Annotated in this window: 28 protein-coding genes, 1 tRNA gene and 1 other RNA gene; 17 read left to right on the top strand and 13 right to left on the bottom strand. The window is 65.3% G+C overall.

All coding sequences use genetic code 11. From position 1 onward, the window contains the following. Window positions 1–8 precede the first annotated feature (8 nt). The 6 genes from QEG70_RS04295 (at window position 9) to QEG70_RS04270 (ending at window position 4228) form a co-directional block, all read left to right on the top strand. Entirely contained in the window at window positions 9–839 is an 831-nt protein-coding gene (locus QEG70_RS04295) for a Cof-type HAD-IIB family hydrolase (protein ID WP_308719539.1), read from the top strand. Next, window positions 832–1581 (top strand): 6-phosphogluconolactonase, encoded by a 750-nt coding sequence (gene pgl, locus QEG70_RS04290; protein ID WP_308719855.1) that lies wholly within the window; start codon window positions 832–834, stop codon window positions 1579–1581. The genes QEG70_RS04295 and pgl overlap by 8 nt, the downstream gene beginning before the upstream one ends. Before the next feature lie 93 nt (window positions 1582–1674). After that, entirely contained in the window at window positions 1675–2379 is a 705-nt protein-coding gene (rpiA, locus tag QEG70_RS04285; protein WP_308719538.1) for a ribose-5-phosphate isomerase RpiA, read from the top strand. After that, window positions 2376–2936: a gluconokinase gene (locus QEG70_RS04280; protein ID WP_308719537.1), complete on the top strand. Its 561-nt coding sequence runs from the start codon at window positions 2376–2378 to the stop codon at window positions 2934–2936. The genes rpiA and QEG70_RS04280 overlap by 4 nt, the downstream gene beginning before the upstream one ends. After that, a complete protein-coding gene (locus tag QEG70_RS04275) occupies window positions 2937–3410 on the top strand; it encodes a low molecular weight protein-tyrosine-phosphatase (RefSeq protein WP_308719536.1) in 474 nt (157 codons plus the stop codon). Continuing rightward, window positions 3407–4228, top strand: a complete 822-nt coding sequence (locus QEG70_RS04270; RefSeq protein WP_308719535.1) for a fructosamine kinase family protein — start codon at window positions 3407–3409, stop codon at window positions 4226–4228. Before QEG70_RS04275 ends, QEG70_RS04270 begins: the two co-directional genes overlap by 4 nt. A 111-nt stretch (window positions 4229–4339) precedes the next feature. Here the strand turns inward: QEG70_RS04270 and QEG70_RS04265 are convergent. The 3 genes from QEG70_RS04265 to QEG70_RS04255 all read right to left on the bottom strand — a co-directional run bounded on the left by QEG70_RS04265 (window position 4340) and on the right by QEG70_RS04255 (window position 5779). Beyond that, window positions 4340–4416: transfer RNA gene (locus QEG70_RS04265), tRNA-Asp, on the bottom strand. Window positions 4417–4554: 138 nt separating this feature from the next. Further along, window positions 4555–5082: an alkylhydroperoxidase, AhpD family gene (gene ahpD, locus QEG70_RS04260; RefSeq protein WP_308719534.1), complete on the bottom strand. Its 528-nt coding sequence runs from the start codon at window positions 5080–5082 to the stop codon at window positions 4555–4557. 154 nt (window positions 5083–5236) lie between these two features. Further along, complete coding sequence (locus QEG70_RS04255; protein ID WP_308719533.1) at window positions 5237–5779, bottom strand: peroxiredoxin; 543 nt, start codon at window positions 5777–5779, stop codon at window positions 5237–5239. Window positions 5780–5906: 127 nt separating this feature from the next. Here QEG70_RS04255 and QEG70_RS04250 point away from each other — a divergent pair, with 127 nt between their 5' ends. The 3 genes from QEG70_RS04250 (at window position 5907) to QEG70_RS04240 (ending at window position 7760) form a co-directional block, all read left to right on the top strand. Beyond that, entirely contained in the window at window positions 5907–6845 is a 939-nt protein-coding gene (locus QEG70_RS04250; protein ID WP_308719532.1) for a hydrogen peroxide-inducible genes activator, read from the top strand. 98 nt (window positions 6846–6943) lie between these two features. Further along, window positions 6944–7069 (top strand): type B 50S ribosomal protein L36, encoded by a 126-nt coding sequence (gene ykgO / locus QEG70_RS04245; protein ID WP_003617324.1) that lies wholly within the window; start codon window positions 6944–6946, stop codon window positions 7067–7069. A 76-nt stretch (window positions 7070–7145) separates the two neighbouring features. After that, window positions 7146–7760, top strand: a complete 615-nt coding sequence (locus tag QEG70_RS04240; protein ID WP_308719531.1) for a tetratricopeptide repeat protein — start codon at window positions 7146–7148, stop codon at window positions 7758–7760. A 118-nt stretch (window positions 7761–7878) separates the two neighbouring features. Here the strand turns inward: QEG70_RS04240 and QEG70_RS04235 are convergent, their stop codons facing one another. The 6 genes from QEG70_RS04235 to QEG70_RS04210 all read right to left on the bottom strand — a co-directional run bounded on the left by QEG70_RS04235 (window position 7879) and on the right by QEG70_RS04210 (window position 13610). Beyond that, window positions 7879–8841, bottom strand: coding sequence for a peptidoglycan -binding protein (locus tag QEG70_RS04235; protein WP_308719530.1), 963 nt, complete (start codon window positions 8839–8841; stop codon window positions 7879–7881). A gap of 26 nt (window positions 8842–8867) precedes the next feature. Continuing rightward, on the bottom strand, window positions 8868–9917 hold the full coding sequence (locus tag QEG70_RS04230) for a flagellar motor protein MotA (RefSeq protein WP_308719529.1): 1050 nt from the start codon (window positions 9915–9917) through the stop codon (window positions 8868–8870). A 12-nt stretch (window positions 9918–9929) separates the two neighbouring features. Next, window positions 9930–10892: an OmpA family protein gene (locus QEG70_RS04225; RefSeq protein WP_308719528.1), complete on the bottom strand. Its 963-nt coding sequence runs from the start codon at window positions 10890–10892 to the stop codon at window positions 9930–9932. A gap of 73 nt (window positions 10893–10965) precedes the next feature. Next, window positions 10966–11787 (bottom strand): inositol monophosphatase family protein, encoded by an 822-nt coding sequence (locus tag QEG70_RS04220; RefSeq protein WP_308719854.1) that lies wholly within the window; start codon window positions 11785–11787, stop codon window positions 10966–10968. A gap of 105 nt (window positions 11788–11892) precedes the next feature. Then, complete coding sequence (gene efp / locus QEG70_RS04215) at window positions 11893–12459, bottom strand: elongation factor P (protein WP_061272374.1); 567 nt, start codon at window positions 12457–12459, stop codon at window positions 11893–11895. Window positions 12460–12545: 86 nt separating this feature from the next. Beyond that, a complete protein-coding gene (locus QEG70_RS04210; protein WP_308719853.1) occupies window positions 12546–13610 on the bottom strand; it encodes a lysine-2,3-aminomutase-like protein in 1065 nt (354 codons plus the stop codon). 51 nt (window positions 13611–13661) lie between these two features. Between QEG70_RS04210 and epmA the strand changes: the two genes are divergently transcribed. Genes epmA through QEG70_RS04195 form a run of 3 tightly spaced genes read left to right on the top strand, consistent with a single transcriptional unit; the run spans window position 13662 to window position 15927 of the window. Continuing rightward, window positions 13662–14684, top strand: coding sequence for an EF-P lysine aminoacylase EpmA (gene epmA / locus QEG70_RS04205; protein ID WP_308719527.1), 1023 nt, complete (start codon window positions 13662–13664; stop codon window positions 14682–14684). A 24-nt stretch (window positions 14685–14708) separates the two neighbouring features. Then, entirely contained in the window at window positions 14709–14879 is a 171-nt protein-coding gene (locus tag QEG70_RS04200; protein WP_308719526.1) for a hypothetical protein, read from the top strand. 25 nt (window positions 14880–14904) lie between these two features. Beyond that, complete coding sequence (locus tag QEG70_RS04195) at window positions 14905–15927, top strand: hypothetical protein (protein WP_308719525.1); 1023 nt, start codon at window positions 14905–14907, stop codon at window positions 15925–15927. A gap of 51 nt (window positions 15928–15978) precedes the next feature. Here QEG70_RS04195 and thiE read toward each other — a convergent pair whose 3' ends face one another. The 3 genes from thiE to QEG70_RS04180 form a co-directional block, all read right to left on the bottom strand. Continuing rightward, the gene (gene thiE / locus QEG70_RS04190; RefSeq protein WP_308719524.1) at window positions 15979–16611 is read right to left on the bottom strand and encodes a thiamine phosphate synthase; all 633 of its coding nucleotides are present in this window, start codon (window positions 16609–16611) and stop codon (window positions 15979–15981) included. 83 nt (window positions 16612–16694) lie between these two features. Continuing rightward, on the bottom strand, window positions 16695–17615 hold the full coding sequence (locus QEG70_RS04185; protein ID WP_308719523.1) for a class I fructose-bisphosphate aldolase: 921 nt from the start codon (window positions 17613–17615) through the stop codon (window positions 16695–16697). A gap of 58 nt (window positions 17616–17673) precedes the next feature. Then, window positions 17674–18060, bottom strand: a complete 387-nt coding sequence (locus QEG70_RS04180; RefSeq protein WP_308719522.1) for a hypothetical protein — start codon at window positions 18058–18060, stop codon at window positions 17674–17676. 80 nt (window positions 18061–18140) lie between these two features. On the opposite strand from QEG70_RS04180, the gene QEG70_RS04175 reads away from it, so the two are divergent. From QEG70_RS04175 to QEG70_RS04155, 5 genes are all read left to right on the top strand, one after another. After that, window positions 18141–18407 (top strand): hypothetical protein, encoded by a 267-nt coding sequence (locus tag QEG70_RS04175; RefSeq protein WP_308719521.1) that lies wholly within the window; start codon window positions 18141–18143, stop codon window positions 18405–18407. Between the two features lie 3 nt (window positions 18408–18410). Continuing rightward, window positions 18411–18752, top strand: coding sequence for a cell division protein ZapA (locus tag QEG70_RS04170; RefSeq protein ID WP_172159120.1), 342 nt, complete (start codon window positions 18411–18413; stop codon window positions 18750–18752). Window positions 18753–18761: 9 nt separating this feature from the next. Next, window positions 18762–18920: non-coding RNA, 6S RNA (ssrS, locus tag QEG70_RS04165), on the top strand. Between the two features lie 9 nt (window positions 18921–18929). Then, window positions 18930–19541, top strand: a complete 612-nt coding sequence (locus tag QEG70_RS04160; RefSeq protein ID WP_308719520.1) for a 5-formyltetrahydrofolate cyclo-ligase — start codon at window positions 18930–18932, stop codon at window positions 19539–19541. Window positions 19542–19556: 15 nt separating this feature from the next. Then, a complete protein-coding gene (locus tag QEG70_RS04155; protein ID WP_308719519.1) occupies window positions 19557–20372 on the top strand; it encodes a TIGR00282 family metallophosphoesterase in 816 nt (271 codons plus the stop codon). A 104-nt stretch (window positions 20373–20476) separates the two neighbouring features. Here QEG70_RS04155 and QEG70_RS04150 read toward each other — a convergent pair whose 3' ends face one another. Next, window positions 20477–21931, bottom strand: coding sequence for an AMP nucleosidase (locus QEG70_RS04150; RefSeq protein WP_308719518.1), 1455 nt, complete (start codon window positions 21929–21931; stop codon window positions 20477–20479). Window positions 21932–21946: the final 15 nt, after the last annotated feature.

The raw sequence follows: 21946 nt of genomic DNA, 5'->3' as shown, positions 1-21946 counted from the left end.
GAGGCAACATGCCCCACGACGCAGCCGCAACGCCAGCAGGCCAGATCAGGCTGGTGCTCGCCGATGTGGATGGCACACTGGTCACGAAGGACAAGATCCTGACCCCACGCGCCATCCGCGCGGTCGAGCGCCTGCGCGAGCGGGGCATCCTTTTCACCATTACCAGCGGCCGCCCGCCCAAGGGCATGAAGATGGTGATCGACCCGCTGAAAATTTCCGAGCCGATTGCAGGCTTCAATGGCGGCATGATGGTCAGGCCCGATTTTACCGTGATCGAGGCCCGCACCCTGCCAACTGACACCGCGCGCAAGGTGATCGGCATCATCCGCGACCACAGGGCCGACCCGTGGGTGTATAACGGCAATGACTGGATCGTCTCGAAACCTGATGCCCCGCACGTGGCGCGCGAGCAGTGGACGGTCAAGTTCCCGCCCGTGGTGGGTGATGTCGAGGCGAAGCTGGACCAGGTGGTCAAGATTACCGGGGTGAGCGACGACCTTGAACTGATGAAGCGCCTCGAGCACGACCTGCAGCAGGCGCTGGGTGATACGGCATCTGCCGCCCTGTCGCAGCCATATTACGTGGACGTGACCAATAAAGACGCCAACAAGGGCGGCGTGGTGATGACGCTCGAGCGCCTGCTGGGCATTCCCGCCAGCCAGATGGTGACTTTGGGCGACCAGCCCAATGATGTGCTGATGTTCCGCAAGAGCGGCATGTCGATCGCCATGGGGCAGGCCAGCCCCGAGGTGCAGAAGCAGGCGACCCATGTTTCCACCTCGTGCGAGGAGGAAGGATTCGCCAATGGAATCGAGAAATTCGTGCTGGGGGATGCGTGAGATGACCGGTGGACATGATGTAAAAACGGGCGCGATGGTGGTCCTGCCCGATGCCGAGGCCATTGCGCAGTACATGGCGAAGTGGCTGACCGAACAGGCGCTGGCTAAGAAGGACGGCCCGTTCGTAATCGCGCTGTCGGGCGGGTCCACGCCAAAGCGGCTGTACCAGATCCTGGCCTCTGCCGAATACCGCGACCGCTTCCCGTGGGCGAATACGCAGTTCTTCTTTGGCGATGAGCGTTTCGTGCCCGAGAGCGATGCGGCCAGCAATTACAACATGGTCGAGACCGAGATGCTGGCGCATGTAAAGGTGCCCCCCGCCAACGTGCACCCCATGCCCACATCGGGCGACCCGGCGCAGGCGGCGGCGAAGTATCAGGCGGAGCTTGAAGCGGTTTATGGCGGCAAGGTGCTGGAACCGGGGCGCCCGTTATTCGATGTGGTGATGCTGGGCTTGGGCGATAACGGGCATACCGCCTCCCTCTTTCCGCGCCAGCCCGTGCTGGAGGAGAAAAAGCTCTGGGTCTCGACCTGCGTGCCCGATGATGCGCCGCATACGCGCCTCACGCTGACCTATCCCGCCATCCATTCCAGCCGCCATGTGGTGTTCATGCTGGCGGGTGCGGGCAAGCGCGAAGCCTTTGCAAAGGTGCGCGCGGGCGACCCGGCGGAGCCTGCCAGCCATATTACCAGCGAGGGTGAACTCATCTGGCTTATGGACAAGGCGGCGGCGGGGCAATAAGTGCGTATCGTATCGGCGTGATACGATACAGGGCCAAATAAAAACGACGGGGCACCCATGGCCGGGATGCCCCGCAGCAAGAGGAAGCAGCGCATGTCCATCCAGAACGCGGACCCACGGGCAGAACTGAAGCGGCAGGCCGCCATCGAAGCCGCCGACATGGTCAAGGACGGCATGGTGGTCGGCCTTGGCTCGGGCAGCACGTCGGCCTTCATGATCGAGGAACTCGGCCGCCGCTGGGCGGAAGGCCTGCGCTTTAGTGCCATTCCCACATCCGAGCGCTCGGCCGAGCAGGCGCGCTCGCACGGCATCAAGCTGGTCACCTTCGCCACCCATCCGCAGATCGATATCGACATCGATGGCGCCGATGAGGTCGAGCGTGGTTCGCTCAACCTGATCAAGGGGCTGGGCGGCGCGCTGTTCCGCGAGAAGATCGTGGCCGCCGCCGCGCGCAAATTCGTGGTGGTGGTGGATGACAGCAAGATCGTCGACCGCCTTGGCGAGCGCGTGCCGGTGCCGGTTGAGGTCGCCAATTTTGGCTGGACCAGCACCGCCCGCCAGCTTGAAGCACTGGGCGCAAAGATCACCCAGCGGCTGGACCGGGGCGGCAATGTGTTCGTGACCGATGGCGGCAACATGATCCTTGACTGCCACTTTGGCCCGATTGCCGATTCCGCCTCCCTGCAGCGCCAGCTTGAGCAGATCGTGGGCGTGATCGAGACTGGGCTGTTCATTGGCCGCACGTCGGAGGTGATCGTGGCCACCGCCGATGGCCTGCAGCGGCTGGGCGTGGCATGACCGGCCGCGCCTTGCAGGACCAGGGCATCAGGCCGCTGGTCCTGGTCATCATGGGGGTTTCGGGCTGCGGCAAGACCACGCTGGCCGAAGGGCTGCATAATGTGCTGGGCTGGCCCTATCAGGAAGGCGACCTGCTGCACCCGCGCGCCAATGTGGAAAAAATGGCCGCGGGCATTCCCCTGACCGATGCCGACCGCCTGCCATGGCTTGAGCAGTGCCATAAATGGTTGCTCGGGCGCGTGGCGTCGGGGCAGGGGGGCATCCTGACCTGCTCGGCGCTCAAGCGCTCCTACCGCGACCTGCTGCGCGCGGACGGGGCGGCGGATATCGTGTTCATCTATCTCGAAATTCCCGAGGACACGCTCTACGACCGCCTCAAGCGCAGGCGCGGGCATTACATGCCGCCCAGCCTGCTGCCCAGCCAGCTTGCCACACTCGAGCCGCCCACGGCGGATGAGCACCCCATCGTGGTGCATCTTGAGGAAACGCCCGCAGCCCTCATTGCCGAGACGCTGGGAATTCTGGCGCAGAAATTCCCCGAGCGCAAAGGGGGCTAGATGACCACCCGCCCTGCCGTCCTGTTCGTGTGCATGGGCAATATCTGCCGCTCGCCTCTGGCCGAGGCCGCTTTCAGGCAGGCAGCCGGAGCGGCCGGGCTGGAGGTCGTGGTCGATTCGGCGGGTACAGGCAACTGGCATGCCGGCTCGCCACCCGACCGCAGGGCCTGTGCCGTGGCACGCCAGCACGGCATCGACATGGGCCGCTACCGCGCCCGGGTGGTCGTGCCTGCCGATTTTACCCGCTTCACCCACATCATCGCCCTCGACCACGCCAATCTTGCGCATCTGCGTGCCATGCAGCCCGCAGGCGCGCGTGCAGCACTCTCGCTGCTGCTTGACCATGTGCCCGGCAGGCAGGGCGAGGCGGTGGCCGATCCGTATTATGGCGATGCCAGCGGGTTCGAGATCACATGGCGCGATGTCAGCGCCGGGGCGCAGGCACTGGTCAGGCTCCTGCAGGCCCGGCCATGAGCCGCCTCGCCCGCCATGCCGCCACGCTGCTGGGGTCAGGGCTGTGGAACTGGCATCCGCTTCAGGGCGGCGACATTGCCCAGACCCTGCTGGTCTACCTCAATGACGGGCGCACGGTGGTGGCCAAGAATGGCCCCGACCCGCTGGCCGAGGCCGCCATGCTGCGCGCCATGGGCGAAACCGGTGCGCCGGTTCCCGCTGTGCTGGCCGTGGATGCGGATGCGTTGGTGATGGAATACCGCCCCACCGAGGGCACGCTGGCCACCTGCTGGGGCGATCTGGGCCGCGTGCTGGCACAAATGCATGAAGCCCGCCCCGCAGGCGGCGTGACCCGCTATGGCTGGGCGGGCGATTACGCCCTTGGCGCGGTCAGCGTGCGCAATGCATGGGCCGATAGCTGGCCTGAATTCTGGGCCGCGCACCGGCTGGGCGTACATCTGGCGCATGTGCCCATTGACGTGGGCCACCGCCTTGAACAACTCATGCGCCGCCTGCCCGACCTGCTGCCCGCAACACCCGCACCCGCCCTGTTGCATGGCGATCTGTGGAGTGGGAACGTGCTGGTGGCGCATCGGCGCGTGACCGGCCTGATCGACCCGTGCTGCTATTACGGCCATGCGGAGGTGGATCTGGCAACCGTGGGCGTGTTCTCGCAGCCGCCAGCGGCGTTCTACATGGCTAGCGGCCCGCTGGAGGCAGGGCATGCGGTGCGTTTTGCCATTTACCGGCTGTGGATCGCGCTGGTGCATCTGCGCCTGTTTGGCGCGACATACCGGCCCATGGTGGCGCAGTATTTTGATGATGCCGGGGTGGGCTAAAAAACGGAAGTTTTCGGGGGCTGCCTTTTTTCAAAAAGGCGATGTTCTTCCTGAAGCTTTTTGAAAAAAGCTTCACCAAAAACTTTTTAGTTTTAGAAGGGCACCATAAGGTGGCGCGAGTGACGGGGCTCGAACCCGCGACCTCCGGCGTGACAGGCCGGCGCTCTAACCAACTGAGCTACACCCGCATCCGCTGCAACCCCGTGGGGTGGCAACCATTCGGTGAAAGGGCAAATAACAGGCTGGCCCCATCATGGCAACAGGGCAGGCGAAAAAAAACGCCATGATCTTCCGATTCATGGCGTTTTTCAGGGGCGGCCCTGTAATCAGGCAGGAATTTCCACGCCTTCAAGCACAACGGCCAGGCCGCTTACGGTTGCGGCAATGCGCACGGCGGTCTGGATCTGCTCGGTGCTCATGCCCGCCGCGCGGAGCTGCTGCTCATGGCTTTCCATGCACATGCCGCAGCCATTGATGGCCGAGACCGCCATGGACCACAGCTCGAAATCGGCCTTCTCCACGCCGGGCCGCGCAATAATGTTCATGCGCAGGCGCGCAGGCATCTTGGCATAGTCGCCCCCCACAAGGTGCACGAAGCGGTAATAGACGTTGTTCATGCCCATGATGGCCGCCGCCGCCCGGGCGGCTTCCAGCGCCTCGGGGGTGAGCTTGGGGCCATACTCGGCCACGAGCGCATGGGTCAGCGCCGTGTTGCGCGTGGCAATGGCCGAGGCGACAAACGTGCCGCCAAGCTGCTGGGGCGTAAGGGTTATGTCATTGGCCAGCGAGCCGAGGTTGAGCTTGAGGTCCTTGGCGTAATCGGGCAGCGCGGCCTTGATGGAATCGATCGACATGGGGGTTCTCCATGGATGTCAGGGAATATGAGGGGGCATGGCCCCGCTTGTCCCCACGCCTGTGTGCGACATCTGGGCGCAGCAGGGGTCGGGGCAGGCGGCGCGGGCTGCCGCGCGGGCCATGACCCGCGCGGAAACCCGGACTGGAGAGGGATCAGGCCTTGATGAAGGCGTCGCCCTTGTTCCAGTTGCACGGGCACAGCTCGTCGCTCTGCAGCCCGTCGAGGATGCGCAGCACCTCCTGCGGGTTGCGGCCAACCGACAGGTCATTGACGCTGACATGGCGGATGATGCCCTCGGGGTCGACAATGAAGGTGGCGCGCAGGGCGGCGCCGGCCTGCTGGGCCATCACGCCGCAGCTTTCGATCAGCTCGCGCTTGATGTCGGCAAGCATCGGGATCTCGAGGTTCTTGAGGTCCTCGTGGTTCAGGCGCCAGTTCAGGTGCACGAAGGCGCTGTCGATCGACACGCCATACACCACGGCGTCACGGTCCTTGAATTCGCCGTTGAGCTTGCCGAAAGCCACGATCTCGGTCGGGCAGACGAAGGTGAAGTCGAGCGGCCAGAAGAACACGACCTTCCACTTGCCTTCGTTGCATTCGTCCGTGATCTGCACGAACTCGCCCTTGAGCCCTTCAGGGCCGCCGGGAACGGCGGTCAGGTTAAAGGCGGGAAACTTGTCACCGACTGTCAGCATCAGGAAATCTCCTGTTTGGGTTAAAATATGGAACGGGTCAGTATCGCAACCCGGCAAGTGTATCTATGGCGGGGATGCTGCTATCATGCCAGTGAATAATTTAGCGATATATTGATCGGCATTATCGATGCTTCCAATGCCTTCCGCCCAGCAGCTCCGTTATTTGGTCTCGCTGGCCGAACTGCGTCATTTTGGCCGCGCGGCCAGGGCCTGCGCCGTAACCCAGTCCACGCTTTCCGCCGGTATCCTGGCCCTTGAGCGCCAGATGGATGTGCGGCTGCTCGACCGTGACGTGGGCAAGAAAGTCGTGTTCACCCCCCTGGGCGACAGGGTGGTGTGCCAGGCCCGCCATGCGCTCGAGGCCCTGCAGGGCGTGCTCGACATGGCCGTGGCCTCACGCGAGCCGATGAGCGGGCTCTTGCGGCTGGGTGTCATTCCCACCATCGGGCCGTTTGTCATGCCTGGCCTCGTGGCCCGCCTGCCGCGCCAGTATCCGCGTCTGAACCTCTCGCTGAGCGAGGACCTGACCCATAACGTGATGGAAAAGCTGACGCGGGGTCGACTCGACCTCGTGCTGCTGGCCATGCCGTGCGACTGCGCCGATAGCGAGACCCTGCCGCTGTGGCGCGACCCCTTCATGCTGGTCATGCCGCGCGCGCACCCGTTTGCCCGCCTTGACGTGGTGCCGGTGCCCGAGCTTGCGCATGAGCGCATGATCCTGCTTGAGGACGGGCACTGCCTGCGCGAGCAGACGCTGGCCATGTGCCGCCAGGCGGGCGGATGGACTTCCGACCCGGAGGACAAGACGCAGTGCGCCGTCACCTCGCTGTTCACGCTGGTGGAAATGGTGGCGGCGGGCATGGGGCTGGCCCTGCTGCCGCAACTTGCCGTCGAGTCGCCGCTGATGGACTGGACCCGCCTGACCGTGCGCCCCGTAAGTGGCGCGCAGGCATGGCGCACCATTGGCCTGGCTTGGCGGCCACGTTCGCCCCGCATGGCGGATTTCCACGCCATTGCCCCGCTTTTTGTGCCAGATTCCATCCCGCAGGCGAATTCCCTGCTGTAAATGAGCCCAGAATCCGCTGCTGGAGTTGACTCCGGGCGCAGGCAAAGGTATTCGGGCGCCTCTTTTGCGGCACATCGCCGCTAGTCGAGGGTCGGATCATGAAAATCAGAAACAGCCTGAAATCGGCCAAGGTTCGGGACAAGGACTGCCGTGTGGTCCGTCGCCGTGGCAAGGTCTACGTCATCAACAAGAAGAACCCGCGCATGAAGGCCCGTCAGGGCTGATTGCCAGGCGGCCTTGACCGTCCGGTTCATCTTTGAACAGCCGCAAAGCCGCGCAGGCAGGTTTTCACTAACCTGTATGCGTGGCTTTTCGTGCGTACTCATGCTTGCGGCCAGCCTGTTGCCCCTGCAGGCCCATGCGGCAGATGCGCCGGCCCATGGGTTTGACCGGCACGCAGGCCCGCCCGCCAGGGCGCATGGCAGCACACCGGCCGAGCCATCGCTCGACAGCCTCGAGACGGAACTGGCCCATGCGGCCACCGCGCGCGGCGCGCGCGACCTGCTCGGGCGCATCGAGCAGTTGCGCCTGAAGGACCTGGCGCCCACCACCACGCTGCTGGTGCGCCGCGCTCAGGATGACCTTGACGCCCAGCGCCCGCTCGATGCCGAGCAGGACATGGATGATGCCCTGCTGCTCCAGCCCGATATCGAGGTGCTGTGGCGCAACCGCGCGCAGGCCCGCCTTGCCGCCGCCAACCCTGATGGCGCGGTGGCCGACCTGGGCGTGGCGCTGCACCATGACGGGCGCGATGTCATGGCCTGGAAGATCCTGCAGGAGACGGAAGAGCAGCGCGGCGACTGGCAGGCCGCATGGAAAGCGTGGCAGCATGTGGTGGAACTCGAACCCACCATTCCCGATGCCGCCCACCAGACCGAGCAGTTGCGCCTGAAGGCCTTTGGCCAGCCCACCTGAAAAAACATCATTTAAAGATAAAAGTTTTTGGTGAAGCTCTTTTTAAAAAAGCTTCAGGAAATGCCGCCTTTTTGAAAAAAGGCGGCGCCCGGAAACTTTTGATCCTGATACTTGCCTGTCAGCGGTCCGTCAGACGGAACTCGATGCGGCGGTTGCGCGCATAGGCTTCAGCCGTGGTGCCGCTATCAAGCGGCTGGTAATCCGAAAAGCCGGTCGCGGCCAGATGGTGCGGGTTGATGCCCTCGGCAATCAGCAGCTTGACCACCGTAATGGCGCGCTCGGATGACAGCTCCCAGTTGCTGGGGAAGGCGGTGTGGATGGGCATCTTGTCGGCATGGCCATCCACGCGCAGGATCCACGGCACATCGGGCGGAATCTGGGCGGCGACCTGCCGCAGCGTCTTGGCCAGTATTTTGATCTGCTCCACGCCCTCGGGCGACAGGTCGGCGCTGCCGACGGGGAACAGCACCTCGCTTTGGAACACGAAGCGGTCGCCTACGATCTGCACGCCCTTGTGGTCCTGCATTACGCTGCGCAGGCGGCCAAAGAATTCGGAGCGATACTGCTGCAACTGCTCCACCTTGCGCGCCAGCGCCACGTTGAGCTGCATGCCCAGGTTGTCGATCTTGTGGTCGCGCTCCTGCACGGCCTGCTCGCTGACTTCGAGTGCTGCGCTTACGGCGCTGAGCTGCGCGTTGAGCTGGGCAAGCTGCGTATCAAGCGCGCTGGCGTGGCTCTGGGCGGTATCACGCTCGCTGGTCTGCTGGTTGAGCTGGGCGTTGAGCGAGGTGGCGGTGGCCACGTCCGCCTCATGCTCCTTGTGCAGGGTGGCGATCTCGCTCTGCAGCGCCGTGGTGTGGCTGTGCTCGAGCGAGAGCATCTGGGCCAGGCGGGCCACCTCGTGCTCGAGCTGGTCAAGGGCCTGCTGGCGCTTGTTCAGGGTTACGGACAGGAAAGCCTGCCCCAGAACGAACACCAGCAGCACGAAGATGATGACCATGAGCAGCGTTGACAGCGCATCAACATAGCCCGGCCAGGCATTCAGTTCGGAACGGATCGAGCGACGGGAACGGCGCGCCATGAAATAAACCTTGCCTTGATCTGCGGTCAGGAAGCGGAGTGGCCCGTCGTTCCGGGCGTGCTTGCGGCAATGGTGCGCGCAAGCAGGCGCAGGTCGTTGCGGATGTCGGCTGCCATCTGCTCACGGCCTGCCGCTGATTCCTGCACAAGGCGGGCCAGCAGGGATTCGATGCCCTGCAGGTGGTCCTCGCCCCGGTTGTCGGCCAGCTGGGCCAGGCGGTCGTTCAGCGCGGTCAGCAGGCGCTGCTCCTGCGCGCGCGTTTCCTCGCTGCGCGCCATGAGGGCCTGCAGCTTTTCCATGTTCTCGGCGGTGTGCTCAAGTAGCGCCTGCACATAGGCGGGCACGCTCGCATCATTGCCGCCAACCTGCAGCCCGCCAGCCGAGAGGCGGGTAATGGTGGCCAGCCATTCCTCAAGCTCGTTGAAGAAGCGGGTCTGGGCCTGGCCTGCCGTCAGGTCAAGGAAGCCCAGCACAAGGGCGCCCGCGAGGCCGAACATCGAGCCGGAGAATGCCGTGCCCATGCCATGCAGCGGGCCTGCCAGCCCGGTCTTGAGCTGATCGAACATGGCGTTGGTGTCGCCATTGCCCACCGACATGTTGCCAATCACATCGGCAATCGAACCCACGGTCAGCAGCAGGCCATAGAACGTGCCGAGCAGGCCAAGGAAGATGAGCAGCCCGGTGAGGTAGCGCGAGAGTTCGCGCCCCTCGTCAAGACGGGCGGAGAGGCTGTCGAGCAGCGACTGCATGACCGGGGCGGACAGCGTGAGCCTGCGGCCCTTGTCGTGCGTGGCCAGCATGGAAGCCATGGGGGCGAGCAGGCGCGGCGGCGGCGGCGTGGTCAGCCCCTCACGCGGGTGGCGCAGGATGTTGACCCAGCGCACCTCGGGGATGAGGCGCAGGATCATGATGATGTTCCACGCAACACCGAGCACGAGAATGCCGATGATCAGGCCATCAAGGTAGGGATTGTTGCAGAAAGCCTGATAGAGGGTGGAGGAAAGCAGGGCTGTGACAACCCCGACAGCCAGAAGAAACACAAGAACCCGTAAAAGGTAGGTCGTCGGTCGTGTCACGCAGTGGTTTCCTTAATGCGCCGGTGGATCGGTAGGGGTTGTTGAGGCCACCACACCGGAACGGGTCACGTCAACACAATCCGCACCCGCGCCCTGCGCATCCGCGTCGGGCAGGCCGATGGCGCGCACATAAATGCGGGTGGGGGCCACGCCCGCATGGATCAGGACCGAACGCACGGCAAGCCCGCGGCTCAAGGCAACCCGCCGTGGCGTTGAGGGATCATCGGGGCGGCCTTCGCCATAGGCCACGATGTTGATGTGCTGGTCAGGCAGCTTCTGCATGAGTGTGGCAAATGTTTGCAGGGCCGTCATCATGCGCGGATTCATGTCGGCTGACTGGGTGGCGAAGTGCAGGCGCGTGCCTCCCGTCACCTTTTCCGCCCGGCCGCGTGCCTGCGGGTCGGGCTTGACCTCGGGCGGGGGCGTGAAGGGGTGCAGTGTCACAGGCGTCTCGGGCGGGTGCAGCACCGGGTTGTCGGGTGGTCTGGTGGCTACGGGCGGCAGGGCGGCAATGGCGGCGGCGGGGGCTACGGTGTTGGCGCTGCTGCTCGGCATGGGGGCTGGGGCCGTGGCGTGCGTGCTGGCGGGGGCCTTTGCCGTGGCGGGTGCCGCCACGGGGCTGGCTGGCTGCGGTGCCGGGGCTGGTGCCGGTGCCGTAGTGGCATGACGGGTGGCGGCTGGCGGGCTGCTGGCACTGTTGCGGGGGCGGGAAGTGGGCTTGGGGGGCAACTGGGCTGCAGGCGGCGCGCTGGCTGCACTTTCCGGCATATCGGGCGTGGTGGTGCCCGACAGGCTCATGCTGCCGCCATCGGGCAGCATGGCGGCGTGTTTTTTTGGGGCGCCAAGCGCGTCAAGCGCGCTCTTGCTGGTAGTGACCTGTGCCTGTGCGCTGCCCAGCAGGGCGCAGGTGGCAACGCCGAGCACGGCCAGCACGCGTGCCGACCGGCGGGGAAGGGAGGGGAATGAGTGCTGCATTATGCCCGGCAGGCTACCGGGCCGCAGGCGGGGGCGCAATCGGCAAACGGGCCACGGGGGCCCGTGCCGTGCATCAGTCGATGCTGCTGGCCACGAGTTCGCGTAGCGGGCCGTGCATGTGGGGGTTGCCCACCACCGCGTCGATGGAGGCGGGAAGATCGTTCAGATCCTCGCCCGCCGGGTCGGTTGCGTAGCCACCGGCCTCGCGCACGAGCAGGATGCCGGCGGCGCAGTCCCACGGCTTGATGCCCAGTTCCCAGTAACCATCATACCGGCCTGCCGCGACCCAGGCGAGGTCGAGGGCGGCAGCGCCGAATCGGCGGATGCCAGCAACCTGCGGCATCAGCGCGCCGAGCGTGCGGGCAAATGACAGGCGGTTGCGCGCCGAGACCTTGGCAAACGGAATGCCGGTGGCGAACAGCGCCTCGTTCATCGACCGGCGGGCGGAAACGCGCAGGCGGCGGTCGTTGAGGAACGCGCCCACGCCCTTTTCGGCCCAGAACATTTCGTTGACCACGGGGTTGTACACCAGCCCCGCCACGATCTCGATCGTGCCATCGGGCAGGCGGCGCTGCAGGCCGATGGAAATGGCCCAGTGCGGCACGCCGTGCAGGAAGTTGGTGGTGCCGTCCAGCGGGTCGATCACCCAGCGCCATGTCCAGCCCTCGCTGCTCGAGGCGCCGCTTTCCTCCATCAGGAAGGCGTAGCCGGGCCGGGCGCGGGCCAGTTCCTCGTGGATGGTGGTTTCGGCCCGCAGGTCGGCCTGCGAGACGAAATCGCCAGGCCCCTTGATGCTGACCTGAAGCTGCTCGACTTCGCTGAAGTCACGCAGAAGGCGGCGTGCGGCCTTCTGGGCAGCGTTCTGCATCACCGTCATATGGGGAGAGAGTCGCATTGCCACGGTGATCGGTCCTGTCTGGTTCGGCGGTGGAACGGGTGTAAGGGGTGAAGGAAAGGCGGGTTGCGGCCTGCGGGCAGGCAGGCCACGGCCCCTGTGGGCTCAGGATTTGGCGCGCTCGACGTAGCTGCTGTCCTCGGTGCGGACCACGATGCGCTCGCCCGCTTCAATGAAGGGGGGCACCATGGTCTTGACACCGTTGGACAGGCGGGCGGGCTTGTAGGACGAGCTTGCCGTCTGGCCCTTCACCACCGGGTCGGCCTCGACCACCTCAAGCGTCACCTGGGCGGGCAGCACCACGCCAACCGGGTCGCCTTCCACAAGGTTGAGCACCAGGGTCATGTTGTCCTGCAGGAAGGGGGCCTGATCGCCGAGCAGGTCGAGCGGCAGGAGAAGCTGCTCGAAGGTCTCGGGGTCCATGAGCACGATGTTGTCGCCGTCCATGTAGGAGTAGGTGTATTCCTTCTCCTCGGTCATCAGGCGTTCAACGGTGTCGGCGGTGCGCCAGCGCTCGTTGGTCTTGTTGCCGGTCTTGAGGTCGCGCATTTCCACCTGGATGAATGCGCCGCCCTTGCCCGGCGTGATGATCTGCTGCTTCAGGACCGTCCAGCGACGGCCGTCGTGCTCGATGACCTGCCCGGCACGGATCAGGTTTGCCTGCTGCTTCATGGTGGTCCCTGTATGGTTGTGGGAAGTATGGCGGTTCGGCTTCTAGCGCCCCGCGCGCGGAAGGGCAAGGTTTCGCGCCCTTCTTTTCAGCCCCGTTCGCGCGCAAGGCGGTGCGGCGTGCCATCAGGCGCCACGGCCTCGAGCATGCCATCGGGGCCGGTGCGCAGGTAATCCGGCCCGATGGGCACCTTGCCATGCCCGCCGGGAATGTCGAGCACATAGGTCGGCCACGCAATGCCCGTGACCCGCCCGCGCAGGCTGGCGAGCAGGCGCTGCCCCTCGCGTATGGGCACGTGAAAGCGCGCGGTGCCGGGTGCAGGGTCGAGCTGGTGCAGGTAATAAGGGCGGATGCGGGCGGCCACCTGCGCGCGCAGGAGCGCCTCGAGCGCCTCGGTCGTGTCATTGACGCCGCGCAGCAGCACGGATTGCCCCAGCACCGGTATGGCGCGCGCCTGCACGCGGCGGATGGCGGCGCGGGCGGCGGGTGTCAGTTCACGTGCGTGGTTGATGTGCGCCACCAGCCACATCGAGCGCGTGGTCTCCAGCGCATCCGCCATTTCCTCATCCAGCCGCTCAGGGTCGGCCACCGGCACGCGGGAGTGGATGCGGATGGTGTGAATATGCGCCATCCCCTCAAGGGCCTGCATGATCATGCGCATGCGGCGCGGCGAGAGCATGAGCGGGTCGCCGCCGGTCATCACGACTTCATGAATGTCGGGGTGCGTGCGCAGCCAGTCGAGCGCGGTCTCGAGTGCGGCCTCATCAAGCACCCCGCCGCCGGGGCCGACATGCTCGCGGCGGAAGCAGAAGCGGCAGTAAAGCGGACAGACCAGCAGCGGCTTGAGCAGCGCGCGGTCGGCATAGCGGTGCACGATGCCCGGCACGGGGGAGAGCGCGTCATCGCCAATCGGGTCCGGGTCTTCGGTCGGGTCGGCGTGGCATTCCGCCGCATCGGGAATGACCTGGCGGCCGATCGGGTCATCTGGCGTTTCGATCAGCTCGGCAAAGGCGGGCGGAATGGCGGTGGCGTAGTGTTGCGCCACGTTTTCCAGTGCCGGGGCCTGCGCGGGGGTGATCAGCCCTGCCGCAAGCAGGTCGGCCACGCTGCGCAGCGTGCGCGGGGGCTGGGGGGGATTGACCGGGAGTGCCATGCGGGGGCTGTACTGCGCGCATCCATCCGCTGCAACCAAAGAGCGTGTTCCATGCCCGAGTCCCTGCCCCCACGCCCCGACTGCGCCCGCATTGCCGACCGGCTGCCGTTACTGCTGCGGCGCAACCTCGTGCTGCGCGGCGTGCGGGCGTTTTTTGATGCGCGTGGTTACACGGAAGTCGAGACCCCCTACGCCGTGCCGACTCCGGGCGAGGAAGTGCATCTCAAGGTGTTTGCCACCGAGCGGGCGGGCGCAGATGGCAGCCGCGAGCGGCTGTGGCTGCACACCAGCCCGGAATTCGCCATGAAACGCATCGTCGCCGCCACTGGCCTGCCCGTGTACCAACTGGCGCGGGTGTGGCGCAATGCCGAAGGCAGCAGGCTGCATGCCCATGAGTTCACCATGCTCGAATGGTACCGCCCCGGCGCCACGCTGGGCAGTCTGATGGATGAAACCGAAGCCCTGCTGCGCGCGGTCCTGCCGCCGGTGGTGCGGGTGGGGGGCGATGAGATCAGCATTGCCGCCCCCTTCGAGCGGCTGAGCGTGGCCGAAGCCTTTGCCCGATATGCAGGCGTGGACATTCTGGCGCATGAGGGCGACGCCCCGGCGCTGGCTGAGGCCGCAGGCTGTGACCTGCGCCGCGATGAAACGTGGGAGGACCTGTTCTTTCGCCTGATGATGGCGCGCATCGAGCCGCATATCGGCCGCACGCGCCCCACCTTCCTCACCCACTGGCCCGCAAGCCAGGCGGCGCTGGCCCGGCGTGACCCGGCGGACCCGCGTGTGGCGCTGCGTTTCGAGCTTTATGCGGGGGGCATCGAACTGGCCAATGCGTTCGAGGAACTGACCGACCCTGCCGAGCAGCGCACCCGCTTTGAGGCCGACCGGGCGCGGCGGCTGGCGCTTTACCCCGGCGAATCCGGGCTGGACTGGCCGATGGACGAGGCTTTCCTGTCCGCCCTTGGCAGCCTGCCGCCGTGTGTGGGCATTGCGCTGGGCTTTGACCGGCTGGTGATGCTGGCGGCGGGTACGAACCGGATTGCAGATGTGCAGTGGCTTGGAGAGGGATCGTAAGACGTCAGGAAATAATGAAAGTTTTTGGGTGCCGCCTTTTTTCAAAAAGGCGGCGTCTTTCGAAGCTTTTTGAAAAAAGCTTCACCAAAAACTTTTATTCTTTTTAGTCTATCAGGATTTGCAACTCGCGGCCTCGCTGGTAAAAAGGTCACCGGCCTCATGTCGGCAGGTATTCATCCCGTTCGGGGTGCCTGAACCCGGTCATGGAGCTTTTCTTGCCATGTTGACGGATTACGACCTGCCCCCTGCGCTTGAGGCGGACCTCGTTGCGCTTGGCCAATGCCTGCTGGCAGGCACTGCGCCGCCCACCGTCCTTGTCGCGGCGTGTGTTGCGGGGCTTGATGGCCTGCCGGCGGCGCAGGTTGTTACGGCCAGTGTGCGGATCAGAAACGCGCTGTGCTGTTTTTGTTACCCCGTAACAGACCCCGAAAAGGATCGTCGCCGCATATGTGGCGTGCTGGCTGGCATGCCCATGCTGGCGCAGGTTCTGATTTTGCACCGCGATGGCCATGTGCGCGAGGCTGCCCTCAACGCGCTGGCCACCGTGCCGCGCTCGCCTTTCATGCTGGCGGCCCTGGTCATCCGCCTCAATGACTGGGCAGGCCCCGTGCGCGAGGCCGCCGCACGGTGCGCGGGCAGGCTGTTCTTGCAGGTTGCACCTGATGTCGCTGTCGCCATGGGGCTGGCCCTGCGGGGAAGCTGGCAGGACTGGACCCGCTGGGCACCCATGCAGGCTGCCTGCATGGAGCTGTTATTCGCCCGCCCCGCCGTGCGGGTGCAACTGGTCGCGCGGTTCGCCACCGTGTGCGATGCCCCGTTGGGCGTGACCCTGCGCTATTTCCTGCGCACGCCATTGCTTGATGCCGCCCTGCCCATGCTGGCGGCCATGGCGCGGCAGGCCAGCGTGCGGGCGACCGCGCTGCAGGTGCTGTTATGGGGGCAGGCACGATGGAAAACGGGCACCCGGCAGGAATGGGTGAACAAATCTTTGGGCCTCGATCGCCCCGTGCCAGCACTGATGCGGCGGGATGTCAGGCAACCCGTTGACCGTAATGCCCTGATCGCCACGGCCCTGCATGACCGCGCCGCCATGGTCAGGCGCACGGCGCTGCGGGCATTGGCGCAGTGCTGGCGGGATTTCCCCGATCTGGCGCTGATTGTGCCTGTGCTTGAGGCGGACCCCAGCCCGACCGTGCGGCGGTGGGCAGGGTACCTGCAGCGCCACGCAGGGGGCATGGATTAAAAGTTTTCGGGTGCTGCCTTTTTTCAAAAAGGCGGCGTTTTTTCGAGGCTTTTATTCTTCTGCGGCTATGATGGCCGCGTTCATGGCCTTTACGCCTGCACCCGGTCCATCAGGGTGCGACCACACCGCGCTGATGACCGACAGGAAATCCGCCCCCGCGCGCACCAGCGTGCCGCAGTTTTCGGGCGTGATGCCGCCAATGGCCACCACCGGCAGTTCGATCATGCTGCTCCACCACGTGAGCAGCGCCGGATCGGCCCGTACTTCGGTTTCTTTCGACGGGGAGGGGAAGAATGCGCCAAACGCCACGTAATCCGCCCCGGCCTCGCCTGCGCGCAGGGCCATGTCGCGGCTGTCATAGCACGATACGCCAAGTTGCAGGTTGTCGCCCAGAATGCGCCGGGCGGTAGCCACGTCGGTATCGTCCATGCCCACATGCGCGCCGTCGCAGCCGCAGCTTACGGCAAGGTCGGGGCGATCATTCATGATGAAGGCCACGTCACGCGCATGGGTCACGGGCTGGAGCACATCCACCGCGCGGCGAATCGTGTCGTCATCAACGTTTTTAAGGCGCAGTTGCACCGCCGCAACCGGGCCTGCGTCCAGCGCCTGGGCAAGAAGGGGGGCGAAGGTCGCCGGATCAAGCGATTCGGGCGTGATGAGATAGAGCTGGCAATCGGTCATGTCGGGCCGATCCTATGCCACCGTGGCGGCGGCGAACAGCCCCCGCATGGCCAGCTTTGCCATGCGGGGCACCGGTAGCGGGATCAGACCTTCTGGAGGAAGATGTCGGTAATGTCACCAAGCAGCTTCAGGGCTTCGGCCCGTGGGCGCTGGAAGGTGTTGCGCCCGATGATCGAACCGAACCCGCCACCCTGATGGATGCCGCGAATGGTGTCGAGCAGGTGCTCGGTGGTGGTGTGCTCGCCACCCGAGAAGATCACGATGCGGCGGCCCGCAAAGGCCGACTGCACCACATGGCGGATTCGCGCGGGCAGGGTGGCGATATCGACCTTCTCATCGATATAGACCTTCTTGGCCGCGGGCAGGCACAGATCCTCGGTCGGGGGCTTGACCTTGATGATGTGGGCACCGAGCTCGGCGGCGATATGGGCGGCATAGGCGCAGATGTCGATGGCCGTCTCACCCGCCTTGTCGAGCATCGGGCCGCGCGGGTAGCTCCACACCACCACGGCAAGCCCCGCATTCTTGGCCTCGCGCGCCATCTCGCGCAGCTGCTCCATCTGGTGGAACTGGTAGTCGCTGGCGGGGTAGATGGTGAACCCGATGGCCGAGCAGCCCAGCCGCAGCGCATCGGCCACCGTGCCGGTCACGGCCTGGTTCTTCTGCGTGGTCAGGCTGTCGGAGCTGTTGCATTTGAGGATGGTGGGGATCTGGCCCGCAAACGTGCTGGCCCCGGCCTCGAGCATGCCCAGGGGCGCTGCGAATGCGTTCAGCCCCGCCTCGATGGCCAGCGAGTAGTGGTAATGCGGGTCATAGGCGGGCGGGTTGGGGGCAAACGAGCGGCCCGGACCGTGCTCGAAGCCCTGGTCAACCGGCAGGATCACCAGCTTGCCGGTGCCCGCGAGCTTGCCGGTGTTCATGAGCCGGTAGAGATTGGCCTTGGTGCCCGGCGTGTCACTTTCGTAGTGGTCAAGGATGGCCTTGACCTGCGGTGTCAGTGTCATTTCTCGTTCCCCTTGCAAATGGCTGTCCGTGCATCCTGCGCCTGCCCGGACCGTTCTGTCATGGTACGTGGGGAGCACGCAGGTATCTTTCCAGCGCATCCCTCGCACCCCTTGCGGGCAGTTCCAGCGCGTGCGGGCGGGCGCGCAGCACGCGGCCACCCGTCATGCATGCCAGTGATACGAGCGCATGGTGCTGCGGGGCCGTGGCGCTGACAATGACACCGCTCAATCCTGCGCGCAGGGCGGCTGCCGCGTGGCCCGCCGCCTGCCCGCAATCCAGCCAGGCGGGCAGCGGGCAGTCCGCCACCAGCGCCGCCCACCACGGCACGCCCATGAAACACCCCGCCCCGGGCGGGGAAACTACGGCGCAGTCCGTGCGTAACGATGCCGCCGTGGTGGTGACCAGCGCCAGCTCGCCTGCGCCTGAAATCGTGATAAGCGGCATATAATGGTCATGTTTGTCGATCATGCTTGACGTTGAAACCGCACCGCGCGATCAGTTCAAGGGGAGGAACGAGGGAAAGGATGAACGTGTCTGATATTATCATGCCACCGGAACAGGATGCCGCGCGCTCCCCTTCGGAGGATGGAGAGAATCCGGCTGACCGCCTCGAACTCGCCCTCAATCGCATCGCCTTCGCCCTTGATCGCCGCACCACCGCGGCCCCTGTCCAGGCACCCGCGGCGCCCGATATCGACCTGCAGGCGCTCGCCGCCAATATTGACGTGCTCATTGCCCGCGTGCGCGACGTGCTTGATGATGGTGGGGAAACCACCAGCGGGGAGAAATAGGCCATGAGCCAGGTTACCGTGCGCATCAATGGTTTTTCCTACGCCGTGGGGTGCAAGGAAGGGCAGGAGAAACACCTCCAGGCCATGGCGCAGGAAGTCGAGCGCCGGATCGAGCGCATCCGCGAACTCGGCGGCCATAGCGGCGAGGGGCGGCTGCTTGCGCTGGCCGCCCTGCTCATGGCTGACGAAATTCATGACCTGACGGCGGAAAAGATGTCATCGGACACCGCCCACCAGCTTGCGCAGGGCCGGCAGGCGCGCATCGAGAACGAACGCCGCAGGGAGCAGCTTGCCCACCTTGTCGAACGTGCGGAAAACATTGCGGACGCACTGGAAGAAGACTAGATAGAAAGGGCGGGGCTGCCGGGTGCGTCAGGCATGATTCAACCCCTGGGCCGATAAGCACTTCCTAGGGAGCTGGCACTGTCGTGATCGTGGTCACGTTATCTGGCGCCCACCTGCGTCAGCAGGTCCGGGAGGGCTGATCCGACCAACGGCCATGGCGGCTCCGTATCATTTTCCATGACTTCCATCGCAAACGAATCGTGGTCCACCGCGCATGCCAAACAGGCCCTGCGCGGCGTCATGGCCAGCAGGCGGGCCGCCTTTGCCGCAGACCCCGGGCGCGGGATGGCCGAGAAAAGCCTCCAGCACCGCATGGTCCGCGCCCTGCGCACCATGGCTGCGGCAGGCGATTCCGTAGCCCTTGTCTGGCCTTTGCCGGGCGAGAGCGCGCTCGAACCCGTCATGCACGCGCTCCACGCCGATGGCCTGTGCATTGCCCTGCCCGAAACCACGCCAAAGGGCCATAAGCTGGCCTTCCGCCTGTGGCAGCCGGGCTGCGCCATGCGCGCGGGCCGCTATGGCACATCCCACCCCGATGGTCCCATCGTGCAGCCTGATGTGGTGTGCGTGCCTCTGCTGGCATTTGACAGGCGGGGCATGCGGCTGGGATATGGCGGGGGCTATTATGATCGCACGCTGGCCAGCCTGCCTGCAGCGCGGGCGGTGGGGTTTGGCTTTTCCTTTCAGGAAGTGGCGTGCATCCCGACCGGCCGGTATGACGTGGCGCTGCCCGCGATCGTGACCGAGCGTGAATGGATCCGGTGTCGTGGTGACGGGCGGACGCGGTAGATAAAGGCTGTTTTCTTGAGAATACTGTTTCTGGGCGATATTGTCGGGCGCGTGGGGCGCGAGGCCGTCATCTCCCGCCTGCCCGGCCTGCGGCGCGACCTTGCCCTCGACCTGGTGGTGGTCAATGGCGAGAATGCCAGCCACGGCTTCGGCCTTTCGCCCGCCATCGGCCGCGACCTGCTTGCGGCGGGGGCCGATGTCATCACGCTGGGCAACCATAGCTGGGACCGGCGCGACCTGATCGGCCATATTGACAGCGAACCCCGCATCATCCGCCCCGCCAACTATCCGCCCGGCACGCCGGGGCAGGGCAGCGTGATGGTGGAACTTGTCGATGGCCGCAAGGCGCTGGTGGTCAGCATCATGGGCCGGCAGTTCATGGATGCGATGGATGATCCCTTCCGCGGCGTGAGCGATATCCTCTCGCGCCACCGGCTGGGCGTGACCATGCACGCCGCCGTGGTGGACGTGCATGCCGAGGCCACGAGCGAGAAATGGGCCATGGGTCATTTCCTTGATGGCCGCGTGTCGCTGGTCATTGGCACGCACACGCACACGCCCACGGCGGACCACCGCATCTTCCCCCACGGCACCGCCTTCCAGACCGATGCGGGTATGTGTGGCGACTATGACAGCGTGATCGGCATGGGCAAGGACGCCGCCATTGCCCGATTCGTGCGCAAGATGCCCGGCGAGCGCCTGCAACCAGCCGAGGGCGAAGCCAGCATTGCGGGCATGATGGTGGAAACCGATGACGCCACCGGCCTCGCCCGCCGCATGGCCCCGGTGCGGCAGGGTGGCCATCTGGCCCCCACACTGCCGGATTTCTGATCAACGGATAAAAGTTTTTGGTGAAGCTTTTTTCAAAAAGCTTCAAAAGAATGCCGCCTTCATGAAAAAAGGCGGCACCCAAAAACTTTTATGATCTTAATGATTTAGCGGAAAGCAGGCTCGTCAAACCCGCGCAGCTTGCGCGAATGCAGCCGGTCCACGCCCTGCGCGCGCAACTGCTGCATGGTCTCGATTCCCACCACCAGATGCTGGCGCACGCGCTCGCGGTAGAAGGCATTGGCCATGCCGCGCAGCTTGAGTTCGCCATGCAGCGGCTTGTCCGAAACACAGAGCAGCGTGCCGTAAGGCACCCTGAAGCGGAAGCCGTTGGCCGCGATCGTGGCTGATTCCATGTCCACCGCAATGGCGCGGGATGTGTTGATGCGTGTAAACAGCGCGCCCAGCCGCAACTCCCAGTTACGGTTGTCGGTGGTCATGACCGTGCCGGTGCGCAGGCGGGTCTTGACCTCGGCATCATGCAGGCCGGTTACGCGGGCGGTCACGTCCTGCAGGGCCATCTGCACCTCGGCAATGGGGGGCACGGGCACCCAGGGCGGCAGGTCGTCGTCGAGCACGTGGTCATCGCGCAGGTAGCCATGCGCCAGCACGTAGTCGCCCAGCTTCTGGCTGCGGCGCAGGCCCGCGCAGTGCCCCACCATCAGCCAGCAATGCGGGCGCAGCACGGCGAGGTGGTCGGTAATGGTCTTGGCGTTGGCGGGGCCTACGCCAATGTTGATGAGCGTTATGCCATCGCCATCGGGGCGGCACAGGTGGTAGGCGGGCATCTGTGGCAGGTTCTGGCCCGCATGGCTGGCGGTGTGCGGCGCATCACGGGTGTGGATGATCTCGCCCGGCTCGACAAAGGCCGTGTATTCCGACCCCGCATCTACCTGCGCATGCCCGTATTCGCGAAATGCATCGACATAGCGCTGGTAGTTGGTCAGCAGGATGAAGCGTTGGAAATGCCTTGGCGCCGTGCCGGTGTAGTGGTGCAGCCGCGCCAGCGAGTAATCGGTGCGCTGGGCCGTGAACAGCGCAAGCGGGCGCGGCACGTCGGGGCGGGGGATGTACTCGCAGTTGGCGATCGAATCGTCGGTCACGTGCAGGTCGGGCAGCGCGAAATGGGCCTGGATCCACGCAAGATCCGACTCCGTCAGCGAGGTCACCGCCTCCTCCATCACGTAGGAGAGCGGGATGGGCTGGCGCGACAGGCCAACCATGACCGGCGTGCGGTAATGGCGCAGCAGGCTTTCGATCTGCTCGCGCCAGTAAGGGCCGAACAGGGCAGGGCGGGTCAGCGTGGTGCCATAGAAGCCGGGTTCGAGCACCACGTCAAAGGGCGGGCGCGGCCCATCGGCGGGCAGGGCCGCAGCGGGCATGAAGGCAAGGTAGGGATAGACCGCATCCGCCAGCCCCGATGTATCGCGCGTGGCGAAGGCGTGGCGGATCAGCCCGGCGGCGTGGTCATAAAGCTCGGTAATGCGGGCCACGGCGGCGTCGGCATTATCGAAGGCGTGGAAGTCATGCCCGGCCTGCTGCAGGAGTCGTGCTGTGTCCATGGCGATGAAATCTCC

This window comes from Komagataeibacter xylinus (genome assembly GCF_031081985.1).
Taxonomy (GTDB): Bacteria; Pseudomonadota; Alphaproteobacteria; order Acetobacterales; family Acetobacteraceae; genus Komagataeibacter; species Komagataeibacter xylinus_E.
The sequence above is the reverse complement of the archived record's forward strand: the minus strand, read 5'-3'. Positions and strand labels throughout refer to the sequence as shown.